The organism is Siminovitchia sp. FSL H7-0308 (assembly GCF_037980985.1).
GTDB classification, from domain to species: Bacteria; Bacillota; Bacilli; order Bacillales; family Bacillaceae_C; genus Siminovitchia; species Siminovitchia thermophila.
On the sequence record NZ_CP150282.1, the window covers coordinates 611146 to 633409 of the forward strand.

Sequence of the window (22264 nt, forward strand, 5' to 3'; positions counted from 1 at the left end):
TCAATAGCAATTTTTGATATATTTACCAAGCCTTCATTGAAAAAAATTCTTTTTTATGTGATTTTGTTTTTCATCTTTTTTCTTTATCTATATTTCAGATAGAGCTTTTGCATTACTCAAGAGTTTTAATTTCCTAACCCGATCATTAGTCTAGTCGAAAGTTAGTGTAAACAATGATTATAGATTTAGTTTTTTAGTGTACTTCTCCCTTTTCCGTGGCAAGAAAATGGTAAGAACATATTAAAATTATAGACTTATCCTCAGAATTCACAACTCTATTAACCCTTGATACAAAGGCTATAGGGTTTTTTCCTACGTTAAATTTTCATTATGAACAAAAAAAGGCTATGACAGAGGTGTTGACATTTGTTCATTTATTTGACAAGGATTGTGGATATGATGGGGCTTATGTTAGGGGGACAGACTTTAAAGGATTGAAGCGTATTCGCATGGAAGAGAGAATACCGATTGTAAGTTGTCGCAGTGGATTTACCGTGACTTGAAATAAGTTACTGGATTGAGCGAGTACAGGGACATCTTTTGACATCATGAACTCCTATTCGAAAAGCGGAACAGACATCATGAACCCATGTTACGAACATTTTATAATATGAAAGGGATGAAGCCCGGTTACCACTCCACCCTCCACACTTTGGTGAGGGTATTTTTTATGTCAATAACTTTTTTTTCAGTTGATAAAGTAAAAAAATCAATGGACAAATTTTTCTGGGTTGTTTATAATATGAACATGAATGGAAACGTTTTCCGTATAGCAGAAAAATAAAGGGGAGCGTTTTCTTCGTCTGCACTAAATGAAAGCGCTATTGCGGATCGAAGGAGAGAAGATTGTTGGAAAAATTGATGGAGCTAATTTCGAAAATATCCGAAGTGATTTGGGGTCTTCCCATGATGTTGCTTTTGCTGGGGGGCGGTTTATTTCTTACTTTTCGTTTAGGTTTTTTTCAGTTCAAGTATTTCCCTCACATTATTAAGCAAACTTTTGGGAAGATTCTGAGCAAACCGGATTCTGGCGAAGGAACATTAACCCCTTTCCAGGCAGCAACTTCCGCATTGGCTTCGACTGTCGGAGCTGCCAATATCATCGGTGTGCCGGTTGCCATTGCTTTTGGTGGGCCGGGTGCTATTTTTTGGATGTGGCTAGTCTCATTAATTGGAATGGCATCTAAATATTCAGAGGTTGTATTGGGTGTCAAATATCGTGAAAAGAATAAAAAAGGGGAATGGGTCGGGGGACCGATGTATTATATCGAAAAAGGTTTGGGGTGGAAACCTGTCGCACTCTTTTTCGCATTTGCCTTAATGCTGGAAATTGTAGCAAGCACGATGGTGCAGTCCAATTCATTGTCAACAACGATTAAGGGCGCTTTTAATATACCTCCAGAAGTGACAGGACTGATCGTAATGTTTCTTGTTGGGATCATCGTTTATGGTTGAATTTCCAGGATTGGCCAGGTGGCGGAAAAGTTTGTCCCCTTTATGGTTGGAGTGTATATTATCGGGTCACTCATCATTGTATTTTCTAATATATCCGTTATTCCGTCCGTATTCACCATGATTTTTAAGCATGCTTTTACGCCAATTTCAGCTGCCGGAGGCTTTGCCGGTGCGGGAGTTGCGGCCGCGATTCGCTGGGGGCTTGCGAGGGGAACCTATTCCAATGAAGCAGGAATGGGAACGGCGCCAATCGCCCATGCCACGGCTAAGATTGATCATCCTGCCAAGCAAGGTTTTTGGGGAATATTTGAAGTAATTGTCGACACACTCATCATTTGTACAATAACGGCTATTGTTATTTTAGGGACCGGGGTATGGAAAGAGGTTAAGCGGGAACAAGCTTCTTCCATGGTGACAGAAGCTTGGAGCCAAGTTTTCGGAAGTCAGCTGGCTGGAACCTTTATGGCGGTCAGTTTATTCTTTTTTGTCCTCTCCACTGTCGTGATCATTATTTTTTACGGCGAGAAACAGGCGGAATATTTATTTGGCACAACATTCTCCAAGGTCATGCGATTTATTTATGTGGTTGCCATTTTTATCGGAGCGATCGGGGGACTAAAGTTTGTATGGCAATTCCTCGACATATTATTGGCTCTGATCGTTGTTCCTAACGTTTTGGCACTCATATTACTAAATAATGATGTAAGAGAAGTGACAAATGACTATTTTACACGAATTTATAAGAAGAATAGGTCATCTTCACAGTCAAACTCCTCTGAGAAACAGGCCGAGTAGTCTTTTGTAAAATAATGTAAATCCGTATACAAAACTTTTGCTCTTTAAATGACCGAAGTGCGGCGTTAAGAGGAAATGATTTTGTTCAAATGACAGTCGGGGTGAGACTAGTTATAAAAGGTGCGAATTGCTCTATCCTTCATTTTAAAAATGCCAAGATCTCGAAGAAATTTTAAAAGTGACCCATTTTAAAATGTACGCATTCTACGTAAGAGGCTCTTGAACAACAACTATCAGTCGCCCATCATGTCAATCATGTCAATTGGAGTTTTTTGCCCATTTTAAAAGAAAAAAGAAAATGTTCTTTAGACTATGGGCTTTGCAATATTTCGGCAAGCATTTGGGATGTCACGGTATACTTGATAAATGGATTCGATTGATTCTGTCCGTCCAGCTTTCAATGAAGTTCTGTCAAGTTGGTGGAGAAAATCACTGGGAGATTGTTCCCTACGATCTGATATGTAAGAGTGATTTGTTTTTTACAGTTTGCCATTTTGAATCTTGGATGTCCCGCGCCTCAGGCCATTAAGAAAATTTCCGAACATGTTGATGTGCATTCATGTCATCATTCAGTTCCACTTTTATAAAATATGTCTCTCTTTCATGAAAGTATCATTTAAAAGTCAATCTTATAAATGTAGGGCACCTCATCAGTTTGGGGTGCCCTGAAAATTTAGTAATCGCGTCCTTTAAATAGTCCTGCTTCTACGGCCGCTTCGAAGCTCGCACGTGCGAAATTAAAAGGGTTGCCTGTATTCTCCCAGTGCATGTACATAAGGCGCGGTTTATCAAATAGCCAGTGGTTATGGACGGCTGTAACAATCAGTCCGCGTTTTCTTAATGCTGACATAAACGGGTTGATTTCCCGCTGAAGTATCACGGTTTCACCCAGGTTTAATGTGTTGCCCCCTTTATTATTCTCAAATGACAATGCAAACGGAAGAGCCAATGGTGAACGTGTTCTTCTGCCTAAAATAGTGGCATTTATATTTCTAAGGCGTTGAACAACACAAACAGGTGCAGCCGTAATGACCTGTCCTCCAATAATATCTGCTAATTTCTGGCATGTTTTGGACATGGGTTCTCCTCCTTTCGAACCTTTAGAATATGCTATGTAAAGGCGGGGGAGCTTGTATAGATAAGAATCTAATAGTAGAAAAACAAGGCAATTAAAATAGAAAGGAATATATAGAAGGAGAAAGCCTGTCTGTCCTCCAGGCTCTATAAAATCCCGCACAACACTTATGAAATCATTGCTTTTTTGACAAAAAAAAGGTATGTTTTATATACATAGAATCTCTAGGTAGGTGCGGACATGTTTGACAGAGAGCTTTTAAAAGGAAGTACTTCTTTGCTCATTTTACAATTATTGGGTGATCGTCCGATGTACGGCTATGAGATTGCCAAGGTCATGGAACAAAGAAGTGATCATACATTGCGTGTCAGGGAAGGGACATTATATCCTGCCTTGCACAAGCTTGAACAGCAGGGGTATATTGATTCCTATTGGGAACAGCAAAAAAAAGGAAAGCCGCGTAAATATTACCGTTTGACAACGGAGGGTGTTAAAATGCTGGAAGCCAAAACGAAAGAATGGACGTTATTTTCAAATATGATGGACCGCATGTTGGGGAAAGAACAATGATACATACAAAGAACGAATATATTGAGCAGCTCAGGGAATTGTTAAAAGATCATTCGGATCGGGATGCCATTGTGGATGAAATTTCGGTTCATATTAATGAATGTTTGCGCCAAGACGGGCTGTCTGAACAGGAGGCGATATCACTGGCAATCAGTCAAATTGGCAGCCCCCAACAACTGGCGCAAGGTTTTATCCGTTCATCCACACCTCATACAACAGCGGCTAAAAAATGGTTTATTTACATGAACTTCATGTTTTTCCTTGCCGGTGGATTCCTTGCGGTTGGGGCGAATGTCTTACAAATCGATATGTTGCAGTGGATGTGGGACATGTTGTCGCAATCCGGCTGGACGATTTTGCTGGCGTATACGGGATACTGGGCATTTTTGGGATTTGAAATGGGCAAAGAATATGGCGTTTCGGGTAAAAAGCTTTTGTCGCGCACGATTGGAATCGCGGTTATTCCCAATTTCATCTTAATGTTGGCGACATTGTTCGGTGTTCTTCCCATTGGGTGGTTTCACACCTTGCTGAACTCTTCATTTCTTATTGCGTGCCTGCTTGCCACATTTTGTTTTTTTCCAATTAGCCATATGGGATATTATGTTGGAGTACGTAAAGCTTTTTAAAGGAGTACTCTCTTTTTTTTGAAAATATACCTAGAATTACGATGTATAAACAGATAGAGGTGAATGAAATGGGATTAACAAGTATTGTTGGTATTGGTATTGTACTCGTCCTGGTTGTTTTGATTAAAAAGAATACAATGATGGAATGGGTGGGGAATCATTGGATAGTACGAAGATTATCTAAGCAACGATGGTTTAAAAATAAGTGGCTGAGCGGTTTGTTTTTATTTTTCTTGAATGCTGTATTATTTTTCTTGGCAACGGCGTTCATTGTTTTGTCAAGTTATATGTTGATTCCTTACCTTCATGTCGCATTCATGTTTGCGGCAACCATTGCGAGTATCTATTTATGGATCGCAGTTCGCCGCTCGGGAAACAAAGGCCGTACAGAACAACGCATTATGGGTTTTGTCGGAAGCAGTTTTTATATGATTCTTTTTTTCATTTTTCTCTACCTGTTTTTGACGTTGGAGCCGGCAACACCGGAGCATGATCCATTCATGGCGGCCATCGGCTTGATGTTTGGGATGATCGTTTCTTTTGTTGCCTGGCTAACATGCTTTTTGATTACTGGAGGGGGAAGCGGGAAGCATCGTTTTATAAATAATGTGATGAAAAAATGAACCTTTTTGTTTCGCCAATTGTATTACATATAAAGAGACAAGAAGGGATGGTGTTTTGTGATGCCGGTAACTGGATGGGTGGCCAGCAGTATTGTCGCGGGCGTACTTGGTTCCCTATTCGTTGTAATCATTGCGCCCATGAATAAAAAAGTTGTTCGCGATAAATGGGGAAGAATTGATTTTTCAAAAACAGATATTTATTTTTATTGGACCCGCTGGGATACGATTATTCTGATTGCTGCGATTTACACAATGCTCAATATAACAGGGCTGCTTGTTTTTCTTTTGAGGGGAGATAATATTGAGAGCCCGTTGATCCAATATTTTATTCACCAAACATTTGTGTTCGGCGTTTTCACGTTTATGTGGTTGATTACGAAGCTTGCTTACGTATTTAAGGGAATTAAAGAACGGTGGCCCAATGAATTCAAATAAGGAGATTCGATTGGAAGATGGACGGGTAGAAACAATCGAATCCATTTATCAAGTATACCGGGACCCTCTATATCGGTTCGTTTATCGCTATTCAGGCGACCAGCAATTAAGTATAGACATCGTCCAAGACATATTTGAAAAACTGATCAAAAAACAGCAATATTCCCCAGAAAAAGGCCGTTTTAAAACGTACTTGTTTCAAATTGCGTATAATACAATGATCACAAAGTTGAAAAGAAGGCAAAAGCTTAGAACGCTGCTTCCTTTTTTGGCTTCCGAACGGCCCACCGCCATATCGATTGAAGAAAAGATGTCCGTGCAAAAAGCGGTGCAACGATTGCCGGAAGAGCAAAGAGCGGTTATATTATTAACGTACTATCATGATTTGTCGCAAAAAGAAATCGCCACAATATTGGAAGTTCCAGTTGGAACAGTGAAGTCGCGAATACATCATGCGATCAAGAAACTGAAGGAAGAGTTGGAGGTGGACGGGGATGAACGATAAGGAGCCTGAAACGCTTGTTCAAAAGCTTGACGAGTATCAAGTCGATGTGCCGGATTTTCCCATGAAAAAATCAAGATTGGATAGAGTTGCTAACTGGCTGTTTGATCCGGTTTCGCTACCGGTATGGGAAGTTCATTTCACGAAAAAAGGGATGGCAGTCGCCATGTTTTTCCCCGTTTTATTGACCATTATTTCCGCAATTCCCTTCATCTTTTTGTAAAGAGGTGAGTCCATGTTTATGCCCAGGTTGTCACTGGAAAAGAAGCGAAAAATGATCAAAGAAATTCAGGTGTTTTTCCTAAAAGAACGTGGCGAAGAGATAGGAGAATTGGCCGCAGAAATATGCTTTGAATTTATAAAAGACCGCCTTGGTCCCGTCTTTTATAACGAGGGCATCCGTGATGCGCGAGAGGTTGCCAACGAAAGAATGCAAATGCTGGAGGAAGATCTATATTCGTTGGAGCGAAAACTTTTTAATTAGGGCTGGACTTGAAAATGCCGCAGTGCCTTTTTCAGTTTGCTAATTTGGGACGGGGATGCCCCATCAGTTTATTGGGGCTTCCTATTTTTATGGCCTCATCTGTCCCAGCTTTTGAAAAAACAGGCCCTTGTAAAAATCGAAAGAAGAGGGATGGAACCGGAGTGGCCGATTTGGCGGCTTTATGGAACGCCTTCAAAGTATTTTTCGTAGTAAAAAAGCGGCTTTTTTCAAGCCGCATCGAAAGATGGACCGCTTTTTTCTTCCATCACCAACTGTGATATTCGGAAGCACTTGTACATTGTGAGGCAGTAGAGCGAAATACCCGCGGAACGGTTTTTGAGATTTGCCGGAGATAGTGGATGGCGGCGGAAGGACGGGGAGCCCTCATTCCAGTTTGTTGTCAATATGGGGATTAAAAAAAAGATAGTGTTGTATCCAATACAAGTGGAAAAGTTCTCTAGATTCTAGTTTCATCAGCATATTTACTGTAACCTTTTTAAAAAAATAGTATAATTATGGAAACGCTTTTATTAGAATAGGAGAAATAGGATGATCCAGTCGATTGACAGAGCGATGGCCATTATTCACATTTTAATATCTGACCCGTATAAAAGAGAATGGTCGGTCTCCGATTTATCAGAGCGGGCAGAATTGCCAATCAGTACAATGCATCGTATATTAAGTTCGTTGATTAAGCACAGACTCGTGACGCAAAATCCTGTTACAAAACACTATAGAGTCGGATATTTTTGGATGGAAGTTGGGATGCAGGTGCTTGAAAGCATTGATTTTCGAGGCGCAGCCCAGCCAGTGATGGAAAATCTCGCCAAAGAAGTGGAGGAAAGCATCTATTTGAACATCCAGGATGGAACCTTTGGCATTACAATTGAGATTGTGGACAGCCCGTTAAAAGTTCGTATCGCTGAAACAGTAGGTACTCGCATTCCCTTATATATCGGCGCTCCCAATAAAGCCATTTTATCTTTTTTAATGGAAGATGAGAGGGAACAGATTCTGGAAGAATCAGAGCTGACCAAAGAAGAAAAAGAAAGTTTGCGTAAAAGCATTGCCATGATTCAAAAAACAGGCTATGCCTATAGTGTGTCCGAACAGACAGAAGGGACAGCGTCGCTTGCCGCGCCGGTTTTCGGTTATGGCAACAAAGTTGTGGCGGCAGTCAGTATCAATGGGCCCAGTTTTCGCATTACGAAAGAACGCATGCCGCTGCTTATTGAAAAGGTTAAAAAAGCAGCGGAAGATATATCAAAAGAATTAGGAAGGCATTACTAATCCACCTCCCCTGATAGTATCAGGGGTATTTTTTGCGCCTGTTATTCTGAATATTCTTTTATTAACTAGAAAGTGATGACAAGAGGAGAGAAATGTTATATATTTAAATTAATCCACGAAGTAGAAATGAATTCCACAATACGGAAACAAAGGGGTGTCAACAATGTATGAACAATTAAAAACAATGAATTTGCCTGAACAGGCAGAATTTTTGACAAAGTATCTTGTGGGAGTCAACAGCATAAATGGCACGGCAGGGGAAGGAACCATAGCTGACATCCTCCAAAACATTCTTCTTAGCTTCCCTTATTTCCGGAAACGTCCGGATCATGTATGGGTGCAAAAAATACCCGATGATCCATATAGAAAGAATGTATTTGCCCTGATAGAAGGGCAGAAAAGATCTAGTCAAACAGTCATTTTTCATTCGCACATAGATACAGTGGGCGTAGAAGATTTTGGACATTTAAAGCCTGCCGCCTTTCAGCCGGATGTGTTGGAAGCGTTTTTTGCCACTTATGATTTAGACCCCAATGTGCAAGCGGATGCACAATCAGGAGATTGGATGTTCGGCAGGGGAGCGGTTGATATGAAAAGCGGAGTTGCCGTCCATTTAGCCAATGTATTGTATTTTTCAGAGCACTTAGACAGGCTTCCCGGAAATATTCTTCTCATGTTCAATCCTGATGAAGAAAGTCATCATAAAGGAGTCATTTCAGCTATTTCGGAGCTAAAGCGGTTACGAGATGAAAAAGGTTTGACATTTGTGTCGGCCATTAATAATGATTTCATTACGCCCCTTTATGACGGCGACCCGCATCGATATATTTATACAGGTGCTGCCGGGAAAATCTTGCCGAGCTTTTATATTTATGGCCGTGAAGCGCATGTGGGGGATACCCTTTCTTCTCTCGATCCCAACTTTGTTGCGGCGGAAATTACCCGTCGGATCCATAATAATGTGGAATTGGCGGAACATATCGAAGGAGAATTGACGCTTCCTCCAACTTGTTTGCAGCAAAGAGACAATAAGGAGTTCTACACGGTACAGACTGCAACAAGCAGTTATCTCTATTTCAATTATTTCCTCTTTGAGTTGTCTGCAAAAGAAGTGATGGAGAAGTTGATGGCCATTACGAAAGAAGCATGTATGGATGTGGAGTATTATTTTAAGAGGCAATATCAGCAGTTTATCGAGCGTACCGATTTACCTGGCAAGGACATTTCTTGGCACATTGAAGTTGTTAGTTTGGCGGACTTCATAAAGGAATTGGAAGGGAAAGGAATTCCGGCGCGGGAAGTGGCGAAAAAAGTGTGTTTGGAAAATAGTGAAATGGAACCGAGGGCGCTCTGTTTTAAAATGGTAGAAGAATTGCAGAACCTTGATCCTAATAAACAACCGAGAGTCGTGATTTTCTTTTCTCCTCCCTATTTGCCACACAATTATTTAAATGAGCAGAATGAAAGGGATGCCAAACTTCTTCAGTCCGTAAAAGAAGTATTAGAGGAAACAAAGTTGCAAACTGGAGAAACATTTGCCTTGAAAAGATTTTTCCCTTATTTGGCTGACGGCAGCTTTCTATCGCTGCACGAGACGGAAGAAGAACTTCACTCATTGATTCAAAATTTTCCCGAATGGGAATCGATTTACCCGTTGCCAGTCAATGACATACGTGAACTAAATATTCCATCCATCAATATGGGCGTATACGGGAAAGACGGACATAAATGGACGGAGCGGGTGTATAAACCTTATTCATTCCACGTATTGCCAAAGCTGATTCGTCAAACGACTGTCAAATTGTTGGAACAGAAAGAAAGCGCCATTATTCATTCATTTTTGAAAACAAAAAGTGCTCGCTTATAGGCTATTTACAATGTCACTTTCATTTATAGAAGTGACTACGACTTGTTGGTATGAGTCCGGTGTTGTGCCGGACCATACCTTTTCATTTTGCCTGAATCCCGTTTCATGCTGCGTTCCAGTGTTCGTTCGACTTTCATCTTGATTACGCCGTTATGTAATAGTATCCTTTATAAATGGCATTTTTGCCTAAGAAGTTAAACAAGGTCTAATACAGTCAAACTCAAGCATTTTTCAAGTTGACATAGGGTTCGCCAATTTCATTGATCGCTTCAAAAGGCGGAAAAATGCAGCGATGTATGTGAGGAAAGAAAGGACTCTAGTAAAAAAGTATTGACAAAATACATAAAAACTTATTTAATATAGTTATGCAATTTCAGAAAGCGATTCCATAATACGGAAATAAGGAGTAGATACATCTCGTACATGCGAACAATAGATGTAACACTTAATTATCAGTCTTTTCCGAATAATAAATAATAACACAATAAACAATCTGTCGTAAGCGATTACGACAATGTATGGGTTAAATGAAATGTAACTGAAATATTGAAAAAGGAGTCATCCAAGAGTAATTATTTTCACCTTGCCATCCCGGGTTTAGGGGAAAAAGCAAAAGATCTCGCAATTCATCAACGACTTTATTCCAGGAACAAGCACATTCCTTTTACCAATAAAGGAAATGGTATGAAAGGAATCCTTTAAAAAATGCTTTAAGGAATGGCAACAACAAGACGGCTTGGAGTCCAAGGGTGTCTTTCGCATTCAAATGGGAGTTTACCTGGATTGCCTACTTGAGTACCATGAACATTTACAATAAAGATTGGAGCGTAAAATGACGATGTAATGATGAAACAAGTTGCACCCAAGATCATTTAACTTTATTGAAGGAGGTCTTTTGTTTTGGCGAAGAATGGGATGTCTCCAAGAGATTATTTTAGTTTGGCATTTGGAAGTATGATTGGGATAGGATGGGTTATTTCAGTTCCTGCCTGGATGTCCTCTGCGGGCAGCATTGGCGCCGTTATCGCCATATTGATAACGATGTGCATCATTATTCCCATCGGCTTTGTTTATGGAGAATTAACCTCGAGCCTTCGGGTTTCTGGCGGAGAGTTTGCTTATACGTTTAAAGCGCTTGGCAAGCTTCCGGCATTTATATGTGGATGGTTTTTAATTTTGGGGTATTTGATCATTCTTCCTTGGGTAGCTATTTCTGTTGCCGCTCTAATTGCTTATTTATTTCCTGTCATGAATTCCATTCCGTTATATACAGTGCTTGGAAGTAAGATTTATTTGCCCCATTTGCTGATCAGCTTTCTTATGGTAGGAATCATTGTTTATTTAAACTGGAAAGGTGCTAAACAGTCCAGTACTTTTCAAAATATAGCAACCCTGTTAATGGTGATAACATTTCTTGTTTTTATCATCGGAGGTTTTATCAGTGGATCTCCAACCAACATGAAGCCGCTTTTCCCAAGTGGAAATTTGTCCAGCGGTATTGCGCTTGCGATAGCTTCCATCATCTTTTTTATGAATGGATTTGATACCATTCCAAAAACAGTTTCGGAGGCAGATTCTTCCATAAAGTATTCGAATCTTGGGAAGGCGATTACGGGAACAATAGTGATGGGGAGCTTGCTCTATGTTCTCATCGTTTTATCTTCAAGTTTTATTATGCCGGCATCACAATTGGTAAACCTGGGTGAACTTCCGCTTATTGCCGCTTTCGAGACAGCTACCGGCTCCAACCTTTTGGCAGGCATAATCGTCTTTGGGGTTTTAATGGGAGTCATCACAACGTTTAATGGCTTTTTGTTTGCGGGGAGCCGTTTAATTACTTCTTTTGCGAAAGCCGGATTTTTACCAAAAATATTTTCCAAGGTTGACTCTCGGTATAAAACACCTAAAAACTCTCTGATATTTATGTTGGTGATCTCGGTAGCCGGTATTGTGATGGGACAAGGAATTCTTCTTCCGTTGATTGTAATGGGGGGAATCTCCTTTTTAATTGCTTGGTTTTTCATGGCGCTCAGCAGTATCAGCCTCAGAAAAAAAGATCCCAACTTGCACCGTCCGTATAAAGCGCCAGGCGGTATTGTGATGGGATATATCGCTGCTGTATTTTCGGGCCTGCTTTTGCTGTTGATGATTGTCCCCGGGACCCCTATTTCTTTAAAAGGCATCGAATATGTTCTATTTATCATATGGGCAGCTGCCGGCTTGCTGATGTATGCTATATATCATAAACAATACATTCAGATAGAGGAATTAACGTATACAAAGGGAGAGATTGTAAATGAGTAATGAAAAGTTTGGCATTGTAGGTTTTCCGTGGGATGGGGGAGCATCTTTAGGAAGACCTGGCGCCCGCTTTGCACCAAAAGAAATACGGGAAGCTTTCTCATGGTTTGCCAATCGAATTGAAGATAATCAAGTGTACGATGTTGAAAAAAGAAAGACATTTACACTAAGAGAAGACGGAATGGTAGATTACGGGGATATTGATATTGTCTCTTACAGTACAGAAGAAACATTTAAAAATGCGGAGACGAAAGTAAAAGAGCTGCTACAAAAAGATGTTTTTCCTTTTGTTCTAGGAGGGGATCACTCCATTTCGTACCCTATCATTAAAGCTTTGCATGATGAGTCAGAAGGAAAAGTCGGGATCATACAATTTGATGCGCACCTCGATTTAGTCGATGAAACACCAGTTCAGGGAAGATTTTCCCAAAGCAGCCAAATTCGCCGTTCCTTGGAATTGCCCAGGATTCAGCCCGAACACGTCGTGCAGATCGGTGTGCGAAGCTATAATTATCCATGGTATGGAAAATATTTAAAAGAAAATGGCATTGTTCAAATATCAGCAAGAGAAGTACATGAATCTTCTCCTGCCCAAGTTGTTAAACAGGCTCTTGATGCCTTAAAAGATGTTGAGAAAATTTATTTGACATTTGATATCGATGTATTGGACCCGGCATATGCACCCGGATCGGGTGCCAACGAACCGGGTGGCTTGACCCCTGTCCAGTGCATGTCCATGTTGGAGAAGTTATACAATGTCGTTGATGCTTTCGATATAGCTGAAGTCAATCCGCTATATGATCATCAGGATATTACAACTGCCTTTGCCGCCCGCATCATGTTTGATTGCGCAGTCGCTAGGTTAAGTGTTGAATAAAACAAGGAAATAGAGGAGAAGCAACTTTTTGCGATATTTGTTGGCGCCAGTTAGTCAACGAAGGGAAAAAAGCAATTTGCCGAATGTAAAACAAGGCTAACTATATAAAGTCAATACTGTGTTATTGATGTACTCCATCCATTTTCTCAGTGAAAATTAGGCATGACAAAAAAGCTTGATGATTCAAAAATGTAAATTTGGATCATCGAGCTTCTTTATAATCCTCATCAGTTTCGTGCCTATCCAAGAGTAAGTCGAAAAGCGTTCCCCCAACCCTAGTCTCGTGCCTGTAAGGAGAAAGTCGGAAAAACGTTTCCCAACTCGGGTCTCATGCTCATCCCAAATCAAAAAAAGCGTTCATCCAATCGGTTTTGTACCCGCTCAAGGTAAGAAGTCGGAAAAAACGTTCCTGCCCGAGTTATTCATACATACTCCAAGTAAGAGTGGTTCTATCACCTTTTGCCGCCCCTGCTTTCCCTTTAAAAACGTTGTAATATCAACGTTTTTCAATTTTCCCTTTTAAGGAGTCGGTCCTTTATTTTTGGATATAAAAAGCCTATATAAAATCGTTGACATTGTATTAAAATCATGATATTATTATAAATTTTGCATTTTTAATTATTTGTGATATAATGAACATAAGAGATGAATGGGAGGTCGGTCTTTTGTTTAATGTTGGCGATAAAGTATTTTATCCAATGCATGGTGCTGGAATGATTCAGGCGATTGAGGAAAAAGATTTTCTTGGTAAAAAAGAAACCTATTACACGATCTTTATTCAGACAAGCGATATGAATGTCATGATTCCAAAAAAGAATGCGGAGGCTGTAGGTCTTCGCTCAGTCACCGACAGGGAAACGGCCAAAGAGATTTTAACAATTCTTCACGACTCGGGGACAGCTTCCAATTTGACGTGGAAACAGCGATACAGTTCAAATGTGGAAAAAATGAAAACAGGCGCTTTTGATGCGACTGCAGAAGTGATACGTGATCTTTTAAGCCAAAGAAGCGCAAAGCCGTTGAACGGCAGTGAGAAACAATTGCTGAATGAGGCGAGAAAATTGATGATCAGCGAATTGGCGCTTATTACAGGTGTAAGTGAAACCCAAGCGGCCAAATTATTAAAGCAAACTAGCTAAGGGATGATTCCTCATATAAAGGAGTCGTCCCTGTTTTTATTTTTAAAAAAAGGGTACATAATATAAGGGTATCCGATTTTATCGTTTGAAAACCGAGGTCCTTATGTTAGACTTTTAACTAATCAGAACTTTCTAAAATATGAAAAGGAGGAGAGAGCCGGGTGGCGAAAGAATACTTTGTAACCATTAACGGTGAAAAGGTTCAAATGAAAGGCGTCGGAACGATCATGGAAACATTGAAGGCTTTGGAAATTTCCGTTCCGGACGTCTGTTTTCATCCGAGCCTTGGTGCGATTGAAACATGTGATACGTGTCTCGTAAAGGTGAATGGGGAATTCGTCCGATCTTGTTCAACTGAAATTAAGGCAGAAGATGTTGTTGAGACGATAACGGATGATGTCAAAAAAGCCCAAGTCATCGCAATGGATCAAATTTTGCACAACCATGAATTGTATTGTACCGTTTGTGATTACAATAATGGAACATGCGAAGTACATAACACAGTCAAAGAGATGAAAATCAACCATCAAAGCATTCCGTTTGAGCCCAAGCCTTATGAAGTAGATGACTCTCATCCGTTTTACCGCTATGATCCCGATCAATGCATTTTATGCGGACGCTGCGTGGAAGCATGCCAAAACGTCCAGGTAACAGAAACGCTGACGATCGACTGGGAACGGGAACAACCGCGGGTGATATGGGACAACGATGTTCCCATCAACGAGTCGTCATGTGTTTCTTGTGGCCATTGTTCCACCGTCTGCCCTTGCAATGCCATGATGGAAAAGGGAATGGAAGGGGAAGCGGGATATTTAACACGTCTTAAAAGGGAAACGTTGCGACCGATGATTGACTTGACAAAAGACGTTGAAACCGGGTACGGCTCGATCTTGGCGATTTCTGATATGGAAGCGGCAATGAGGGAAGAACGGATAAAGAAAACAAAGACAGTCTGCACGTATTGCGGAGTTGGCTGCAGTTTTGATATTTGGACAAAAGGACGGAAAATCTTGAAAGTGGAGCCGACCGTGGAAGCGCCCGCCAATGGCATTTCTACATGCGTAAAAGGCAAATTTGGCTGGGACTTCGTGAATAGTGAGGAACGTCTGAAAAAGCCGCTCATCAGGGATGGAAATGTTTTTCGGGAGGCGGAATGGGACGAAGCTTTAACACTTATTGCCGAACGGTTGACCGCCATCAAAAATGAATTTGGGCCCGATGCCCTCGGTTTTATCAGCTCTTCTAAATGTACGAACGAAGAATCTTATTTAATGCAGAAATTGGCAAGAGGGGTAGTCGGTACAAATAATATTGATAATTGTTCCCGCTATTGCCAGACTCCGGCGACGGTAGGATTGTTCCGGACGGTGGGATATGGGGGAGACTCAGGTTCCATCACAGACATTGAGCAATCGGACATGGTGTTAATTGTCGGCTCCAACACGGCCGAATCTCATCCTGTCCTGGCGACAAGGGTGAAGCGTTCCCATAAGCTCAAGGGGCAAAAGCTTGTCGTTGCGGATCTGAGAAAACATGAAATGGCGCAACGGGCAGATGTGTATATAAAGCCGAAACCGGCATCCGATCTTGTCTGGTTGTCTGCTGTTACGAAGTATATCATTGATCAAGGATGGGCAGATGAAACGTTTATCGCTTCTAAGGTCAATGGCTTTGATGAATATTATAAGAGTTTAGAGTCATATACGCTTACATTTGCGGAAAAAGAAACGGGTGTATCACAGGAAACACTTATCAAGATTGCCGAAATGATTCACGAATCAAAAAGCCTGGTCGTTCTGTGGGCGATGGGTGTGACGCAGCAGCTTGGCGGAAGTGATACGAGTACAGCCATATCCAACCTTCTGCTTGTTACCGGAAATTATGGGCGGCCCGGTACTGGATCCTACCCGCTTCGCGGCCATAACAATGTCCAGGGGGCAAGTGATTTCGGCAGTATGCCGGATCGGCTTCCCGGATATGAAAAAGTGGTGGATGAGCAGGTGCGAGCCAAGTATGAAAAGGGCTGGGGCGTAAAACTTCCGAAGCATCCGGGATTGAATAATCATGAAATGGTAGATGCCATGCATGACGGCAAGTTAAAGGCCTTATATTTAAAAGGGGAAGAGATGGCCCTCGTTGATTCAAACATTAACTACGTGCAGGCGGGATTTGAAAAATTGGACTTCTTTATTGTGCAGGACATCTTTTTTTCAAAAACGGCCCAGTATGCGGACGTTGTTCTCCCGGCAGCGCCAAGTTTGGAAAAAGAAGGTACATTTACGAATACAGAGCGCCGAATCCAAAGACTTTACCAAGTATTTGAACCGCTCGGCGAATCCAAGCCCGATTGGCAAATTATGATGGAAATCGCCAACAGGCTCGGAGCAAATTGGAAATATGAGCACCCAAGCGATATCATGAGTGAAGCCGCCAGCCTCGCCGCACAATTTGCCGGTGTCAGATATGAACTGCTTGAAGGCTATAACAGCCTGCAGTGGCCTGTAAAAGAAGATGGGACAGACACCCCGCTTCTCTTTACAGACGGATTTCCATTCCCGGACGGAAAGGCACGATTATTTCCGGTTCAATGGACAAGACCATTGGAGTATGACGAACAATATGATCTTCATCTGAATAATGGACGATTACTTGAGCATTTCCACGAAGGAAACATGACATACCGCTCCGAAGGTATTTCTTCGAAAACGCCAAGCGTATTCCTGGAAGTGTCTCCGGAATTGGCAAAGGAAAGAAAACTCGTAAGCGGCACACTCGTCCGGCTTACGTCACCTTATGGCCAAGTCGTTGTCAAGTGCCACGTCACTGACCGTGTACATGGAAAAGAAATATACTTGCCGATGAATGATGTCGGCGATGCCACGATTAACAAACTTACGAGCAGTTACGCGGATAAAGACACCGATACACCTGCCTATAAGGATCTCATGGTCAAACTTGAAGTTCTTCAAGAAGAAGGGGAAGACCCACTCCCGCCAGTGAATCATAGATTTGGCAACCCGCAACCGCAAAAAGGAGTGGAAGTGGAAAGAAAATGGGCAAGGTCTGATTACGTATTTCCGGGTGATCTCGTAAAAAGGGAGGGCAAAGCGACACATGGCTGAACCGATTAAAGATATTCAATTTCAAGTACCCGATAAAGAAAAGCAGAAACAAAAAGAACTGCAAGAAATACAAGAAGCCCTTTTAAATAACAAAGAGGCAATACTTGAGACGATGGAGATCCTCGGTTACTTGAAACAAAGGGGCCTCCTTGATCTTGTAAAGGGATTGCTCGGACAAGGCGACAAAGTGCTGGAAGTTCTTGTGAATACGGCAAACATGAACGAAAATAAAAATACCATTAAAAATATTCTCCTCTTGCTCGGCACAATTGGAATGATTAATGTTACTCAACTTGAACCATTCCTTCTCAAACTAAATGCGGGAGTCGCAAGAGTGGCTGAAGTTGAGGAACAGCAACAGGGGAAAACAGGCTATATTGAGCTTGCCCGTGCTTTAAAGGACCCTGAAATCAACAGAGCCATTACGCTGATGCTTGAATTCTTAAGAGGGATGGGGCAAGATATGAGCGATTTGGAAAAAAACAAACCATCCTCTTCTCCGGATACTAAACAGATGATGGACAGTGGAGAAACAATGGAACCAAAACGATAAAATGGAGCTGGTGAATCGCCTGATCTTTAAGAGCGGGCGGTCTCTGAGCTTCCTAATGAGAACGGTGCTGGGACATAAGCAAATACGAAATAGCAAAAACCGAACAATTCATTTATAATTGTTCGGTTTATTTGTGTTAAAAAAATCCCTATCATCGCTACGTCAAAATACTTCGCTTTCCGCAGGTCTCTTCAGCTTCTTCGGCTTTCCTGCGGGATCTTCAGCTCGAGCTATTCCCGCAGGAGTCTACCTATTTTGACCACGCTAAAAGCTTGCGTATTAAGCACTGGGGCAATTTATCCCGCATGTAAGGTGCCGTAAAAAAGACTCCCACTTCAAAATCTTGAGCGAATACAAAAGGCCTAAGTGTGAGAAAACGGCACCTAAATGCCCGATTGGTTCAACTAACATTCAGTAGGAGATGGAAGAAAACGCCTACTGAATGAAGTTTCACTTTATCCCGCATGTAAGGTGCCGTAAGACTCCCACTTCAAAATCTTGAGTGAATACAAAAGATCTAAGTGTGAGAAACGGCACCTAAATGCCCGATTGGTTCAACTAACATTCAGTAGGAGATGGAAGAAAACTCCTACTGAATGAAGTTTCACTTTATCCGGCATGTAAGGCTCCGTAAGACTCCCACTTCAAAATCTTGAGTGAATACAAAAGATCTAAGTGTGAGAAACGGCACCTAAATGCCCGATTGGTTCAACTAACATTCAGTAGGAGATGGAAGAAAACTCCTACTGAATGAAGTTTCACTTGATCCCGCTCAGTTACTTTTTTTCCGGACGGTAAAGACAGAAAAATATCTGAAACAGTCATACATCCTCGAATAACATTTTGAAATGGTGGCGACTTTCTTTCATATGTCTACAAGCATCATTTTTAAATGCCTGATCTTCCCGGTTCGATGTTCGTTTATAACTTTGAATCTATGCTTTTTCTTTCTTTTTACAATCAAAAAGGGCTGTGTGAGGGTTCGCGCTGTTTTGCTTGAGTATTGCATTGTGAATCGTTTTGCCACGATAATGTATACTAGAAGCAGGATTGTAGAGGTAGTCTAACGCCTAGGCACCCTAAACGAATCGATCGGGTTTATTTTATCACACATGTAAGGTGCCATATACACCACTTCAATACTTGAGTCGATACAAAAGGTCTAAGAGGGAAAAACGGTATCTAAATGCCCGATTGGTTCAACTAACATTCAGTAGAAGCCCTACTGAATGAAGTTTCACTTTATGGCGGATGAATAAATGGTTGTGGCTTCACCATTTATTTGCAGGGGGTTAAGAACATGTCTAATGAGCTAACGCTGACCGTACAAGATATTATGCGTCGTCCTCTTTTTCAACGAGCTAACATGATTGCCGGATTAAAAGGGAGAGATCGTCCGGTAGAGTGGGTGCATATTCTCGAAGATGGCCACTCTGGCATTGAGATCAATGGAAATGAATTCATTCTGACGACTGTTCATTTTTTTGATCGTGCCAAAGACGTATATATGTCTTATTTGAACGAGTTATTACGTCAAAAAGCGGCTGCGCTATGTGTCGTGGCTACAGCCGAACAGATTCCGAGTGACGTATGTCGATTTGCCAATGAGTATGAATTTCCGATTATTTTGTTGGATGACAAAGTCAGATTTGTCGATATAACAAAGGATATCCATATGTCTATTGTGAATGACCATGCGAAAACGGTTTTAGAATTGGAAGCTTATTCAAAAGAGCTATCTCATCTCACGTTACAATCCAGAAGTATCGGTCATATTTTGCAGGCTTTTTATCGATTCACCTCACACCACATTGTATATTATCCGATGGAGGGAAATGCTGTTACGTTACCGCAGACTCAAAAGCAAGATTATGAGAGTTGTATACAAATATTCCATGAACAGATTCTCCGTGACCATCAAGGGGCACTCACTCGAACTGAAACGATAACGGCTGGCAACATCACCATTTTATATCAACCAGTAACGGCAATGGGGCAAGTACTCGCGTATGTTGCTGTTCTGCTGCATGAGGGCGGGGGCGATCGTTATATGACTCGTGCGTTGGATTATACGGTAACAGCGATCGCGCATCACTTATTACGGGAATTATTTATTGAAGAACGAAATTTACAGAATCAAGCATTGTTGTTAGATGATTTGGTGAACAACCGAATGCAAAGTGAAGAATTGATGCGGACGAAGCTAGGGATTGTTACTCAAGATATTCATAATTTTTCTTATTATTGTGGCGTGATTCAGTGGGGCTTTTCGAAGTCGAATTGGAATGTGGGGGAACGTAATTCATTATTGCAGAACATCGCTATTGTTACGAGGACGATTATGAACCGGCATCAGTTTCATCCGATTACTCTTACAATGGGCAACCGTCTTTATTTTCTTGTTTATCAAGTGCAAGCGGAACATAAAAATATGTTGCCCATTCAAAAGCGAATTGAAACAGCGACAGATCAAGTGAAACATGCGATGACTCAATTTTTAACAGATGGGGATTTTCTGATTGGCATGAGTAAAGCCAACCATATGTTGACGGATGCATATGAGGCGTTTCAACAAGCGCGGCAAGTGATTGAAGTGGCGCAAATTACGGAGTCTTTTACGGATCCGTTTTATGAACACATCGGGATTTTTCGCATTTTACTCAATGTAAAAAACAATCAGACTATTCATTCGTTAATCCAAGATTATGTGGGAGAGGTATTGAAACATGATCAACAAAATGGGGCGGAATTATTAAAAACCCTTAAAGCGTATTTGAATAATAATGGTTCCAAACAAGCTACAGCCAATGAGTTATTTATTCATCGGCAAACGGTCAATTACCGTGTGGAACAACTGCATGAGTTGCTTGGTGATTTTATGCATCCAGACCGTCGTATTTGTATTGAAGTTGCTTTAAGGGCTTATGAATTACATCGTATTCATTTCTTTTAAAATAGTAAGTAAGTATTCCCACGTTTTCAATGTGGATGAAATGCTTAAGTGTTCACTGGGCGTATCAATGTTATGGATGTCAGGACCAATACAGACCGCGGCGACATCCATTTTTTTGACGAGGATGCCACACTCAATTCCTGCATGAGTAGAAACAAATGTCACTTCTTCATTATATGTTTCCTTGTAAATTTTTTTGCAAAGGGAGCGAATATTCGAAGTGGGGTGATACGGCCAAGCAGGATATTCTGAATGAAAAATAACACGACTTTGTAATAGCCTGGCTAACACCTTCATTTGCTGGCTGATATGTTCTTGCAAGCTATATACGGAGCTTCTGATTTCATTTTTTAACATGATGTGATCACTATTTGTCCGCATTGTACCTAAGTTATTCGAACTCTGAACCAATCCAGGGACTTCAGTAGACATGCTTTGCACACTATTTGGCATGAATGTTAAAGCTGTTATTACTTTTGTCATTGTTTCTTGGGAAAAGACGTTATTTCCTTTTCGCATCGAGGACGTACACTGTACGTAAACTTCAGGATCTGCCATATCCAGTTCTTTCTTTAATGTTTCATCCCATTTAAATATGAATGAATGGATCAGAGGAATATGTTTTCGTTCTATCGCAATCGTCGCTTCTGCTTCTCTTGGAATGGTATTTGCCTTTGCGCCTCCGCGAAGGTGAACGAGTTGATAGTCAAAATGTTCCGCGCAATGTTGCAGCACTCTACCGAGCAGTATATTGGCATTGCCTCTTCCTTTAACGATGGAACCGCCTGAATGTCCACCTTTCAGTCCGCCAATATGAATGTCGTACAGTACAGTATCTGGCTGTCTTTTATCGTACATAATCGGGATTGTAAATTCAGCAATCACTCCGCCTGCACTGCTGACAAGCAATGTTCCTTCTTCTTCCGCATCAATGCTGATGAGGATACTTCCGTTTAGAAGTGCCGGATCAATACGTTTGGCTCCGTTCATAGTTGTTTTTTCTTCTGTTGTGAGCATGACTTCAAGGTTAGGATGTGGAATATGTTTCGAATCTAATAATGCCAGAGCATAGGCGATTGCGACTCCGCTATCGGCACCTAGTGAAGTGTCCGTAGCATAGAGCATATCTCCTTCTATCCTTAATTCAAGAGGGTCTTTGTTAAAGTCATGAGGATTGTCTCGATTTTTTTCACAAACCATATCCATGTTTCCGTGGATAATGACGGTCGGTGCGAATTCATATCCGAAAGTTGCCGGTTTTTTAATAATGACGTTTTTTGCTTCATCTTGAATGACTTGCAGACGATGTTTGTGAGCAAAGGAAACTAAATAATCGCTCATTTGTTGTTCTTTACCTGAACACCTTGGGATACGTGAGACTTCAGAAAAATAATGAAAAATACGGTATTTTGTCAGTTCCTGTATACTTGTATACAAATTTGTCCCTCCTGTAGCACTATCATCTGAATAGGCGGGTAGTCCAATAGATTAAAAAAGAAACAAGCACTGATTTCGTCGCTTGTTTCTTTTTATTGTAACATATGGATTACAGGGGGACACATGGTGAAATCATACCCCGATCACCCTGCGTTGT

Annotated in this window: 17 protein-coding genes and 1 pseudogene; 16 read left to right on the plus strand and 2 right to left on the minus strand. The window is 41.2% G+C overall.

All coding sequences use genetic code 11. The annotated features are described in order from the left end of the window. The first annotated feature begins 909 nt into the window (after positions 1-909). Positions 910-2250: pseudogene (locus MHB50_RS02850) on the plus strand (sodium:alanine symporter family protein). Between the two features lie 673 nt (positions 2251-2923). On the opposite strand, the gene MHB50_RS02855 reads toward MHB50_RS02850, so the two are convergent. Continuing rightward, on the minus strand, positions 2924-3328 hold the full coding sequence (locus MHB50_RS02855) for a DUF1259 domain-containing protein (protein ID WP_077112842.1): 405 nt from the start codon (positions 3326-3328) through the stop codon (positions 2924-2926). A gap of 237 nt (positions 3329-3565) precedes the next feature. Here MHB50_RS02855 and MHB50_RS02860 point away from each other — a divergent pair, with 237 nt between their 5' ends. The 15 genes from MHB50_RS02860 (at position 3566) to MHB50_RS02930 (ending at position 20670) form a co-directional block, all read left to right on the plus strand. Then, on the plus strand, positions 3566-3895 hold the full coding sequence (locus MHB50_RS02860) for a PadR family transcriptional regulator (RefSeq protein ID WP_077112841.1): 330 nt from the start codon (positions 3566-3568) through the stop codon (positions 3893-3895). Next, a complete protein-coding gene (locus tag MHB50_RS02865) occupies positions 3892-4524 on the plus strand; it encodes a hypothetical protein (protein WP_077112840.1) in 633 nt (210 codons plus the stop codon). Before MHB50_RS02860 ends, MHB50_RS02865 begins: the two co-directional genes overlap by 4 nt. A gap of 68 nt (positions 4525-4592) precedes the next feature. Continuing rightward, positions 4593-5147, plus strand: a complete 555-nt coding sequence (locus MHB50_RS02870) for a hypothetical protein (RefSeq protein ID WP_077112839.1) — start codon at positions 4593-4595, stop codon at positions 5145-5147. A gap of 60 nt (positions 5148-5207) precedes the next feature. Next, positions 5208-5582 (plus strand): hypothetical protein, encoded by a 375-nt coding sequence (locus MHB50_RS02875; protein ID WP_339165576.1) that lies wholly within the window; start codon positions 5208-5210, stop codon positions 5580-5582. Further along, entirely contained in the window at positions 5569-6087 is a 519-nt protein-coding gene (locus tag MHB50_RS02880; protein ID WP_340084828.1) for an RNA polymerase sigma factor, read from the plus strand. Before MHB50_RS02875 ends, MHB50_RS02880 begins: the two co-directional genes overlap by 14 nt. Then, positions 6077-6307, plus strand: a complete 231-nt coding sequence (locus MHB50_RS02885; protein WP_077112835.1) for a hypothetical protein — start codon at positions 6077-6079, stop codon at positions 6305-6307. Before MHB50_RS02880 ends, MHB50_RS02885 begins: the two co-directional genes overlap by 11 nt. Positions 6308-6319: 12 nt before the next feature. Beyond that, entirely contained in the window at positions 6320-6568 is a 249-nt protein-coding gene (locus MHB50_RS02890; RefSeq protein WP_077112833.1) for a DUF2164 domain-containing protein, read from the plus strand. 549 nt (positions 6569-7117) lie between these two features. Then, a complete protein-coding gene (locus tag MHB50_RS02895; RefSeq protein ID WP_340084829.1) occupies positions 7118-7858 on the plus strand; it encodes an IclR family transcriptional regulator in 741 nt (246 codons plus the stop codon). Positions 7859-8021: 163 nt separating this feature from the next. After that, positions 8022-9725: a M20/M25/M40 family metallo-hydrolase gene (locus MHB50_RS02900; protein ID WP_077112827.1), complete on the plus strand. Its 1704-nt coding sequence runs from the start codon at positions 8022-8024 to the stop codon at positions 9723-9725. Positions 9726-10625: 900 nt separating this feature from the next. After that, positions 10626-12029, plus strand: coding sequence for an APC family permease (locus tag MHB50_RS02905; protein ID WP_077112825.1), 1404 nt, complete (start codon positions 10626-10628; stop codon positions 12027-12029). Next, positions 12022-12903, plus strand: coding sequence for an agmatinase family protein (locus MHB50_RS02910; protein ID WP_077112823.1), 882 nt, complete (start codon positions 12022-12024; stop codon positions 12901-12903). Before MHB50_RS02905 ends, MHB50_RS02910 begins: the two co-directional genes overlap by 8 nt. Before the next feature lie 665 nt (positions 12904-13568). After that, entirely contained in the window at positions 13569-14042 is a 474-nt protein-coding gene (locus MHB50_RS02915) for a CarD family transcriptional regulator (protein WP_077112821.1), read from the plus strand. Positions 14043-14248: 206 nt separating this feature from the next. Next, on the plus strand, positions 14249-17164 hold the full coding sequence (gene fdhF, locus MHB50_RS02920; RefSeq protein WP_213088980.1) for a formate dehydrogenase subunit alpha: 2916 nt from the start codon (positions 14249-14251) through the stop codon (positions 17162-17164). Beyond that, the gene (locus MHB50_RS02925; RefSeq protein ID WP_077112818.1) at positions 17157-17717 is read left to right on the plus strand and encodes a DUF1641 domain-containing protein; all 561 of its coding nucleotides are present in this window, start codon (positions 17157-17159) and stop codon (positions 17715-17717) included. Before fdhF ends, MHB50_RS02925 begins: the two co-directional genes overlap by 8 nt. 1300 nt (positions 17718-19017) lie before the next feature. Next, positions 19018-20670 (plus strand): PucR family transcriptional regulator, encoded by a 1653-nt coding sequence (locus tag MHB50_RS02930; RefSeq protein WP_077111048.1) that lies wholly within the window; start codon positions 19018-19020, stop codon positions 20668-20670. Here the strand turns inward: MHB50_RS02930 and pepD are convergent. After that, complete coding sequence (gene pepD / locus MHB50_RS02935; protein WP_340084830.1) at positions 20647-22107, minus strand: beta-Ala-His dipeptidase; 1461 nt, start codon at positions 22105-22107, stop codon at positions 20647-20649. The genes MHB50_RS02930 and pepD overlap by 24 nt on opposite strands. Positions 22108-22264 lie beyond the last annotated feature (157 nt).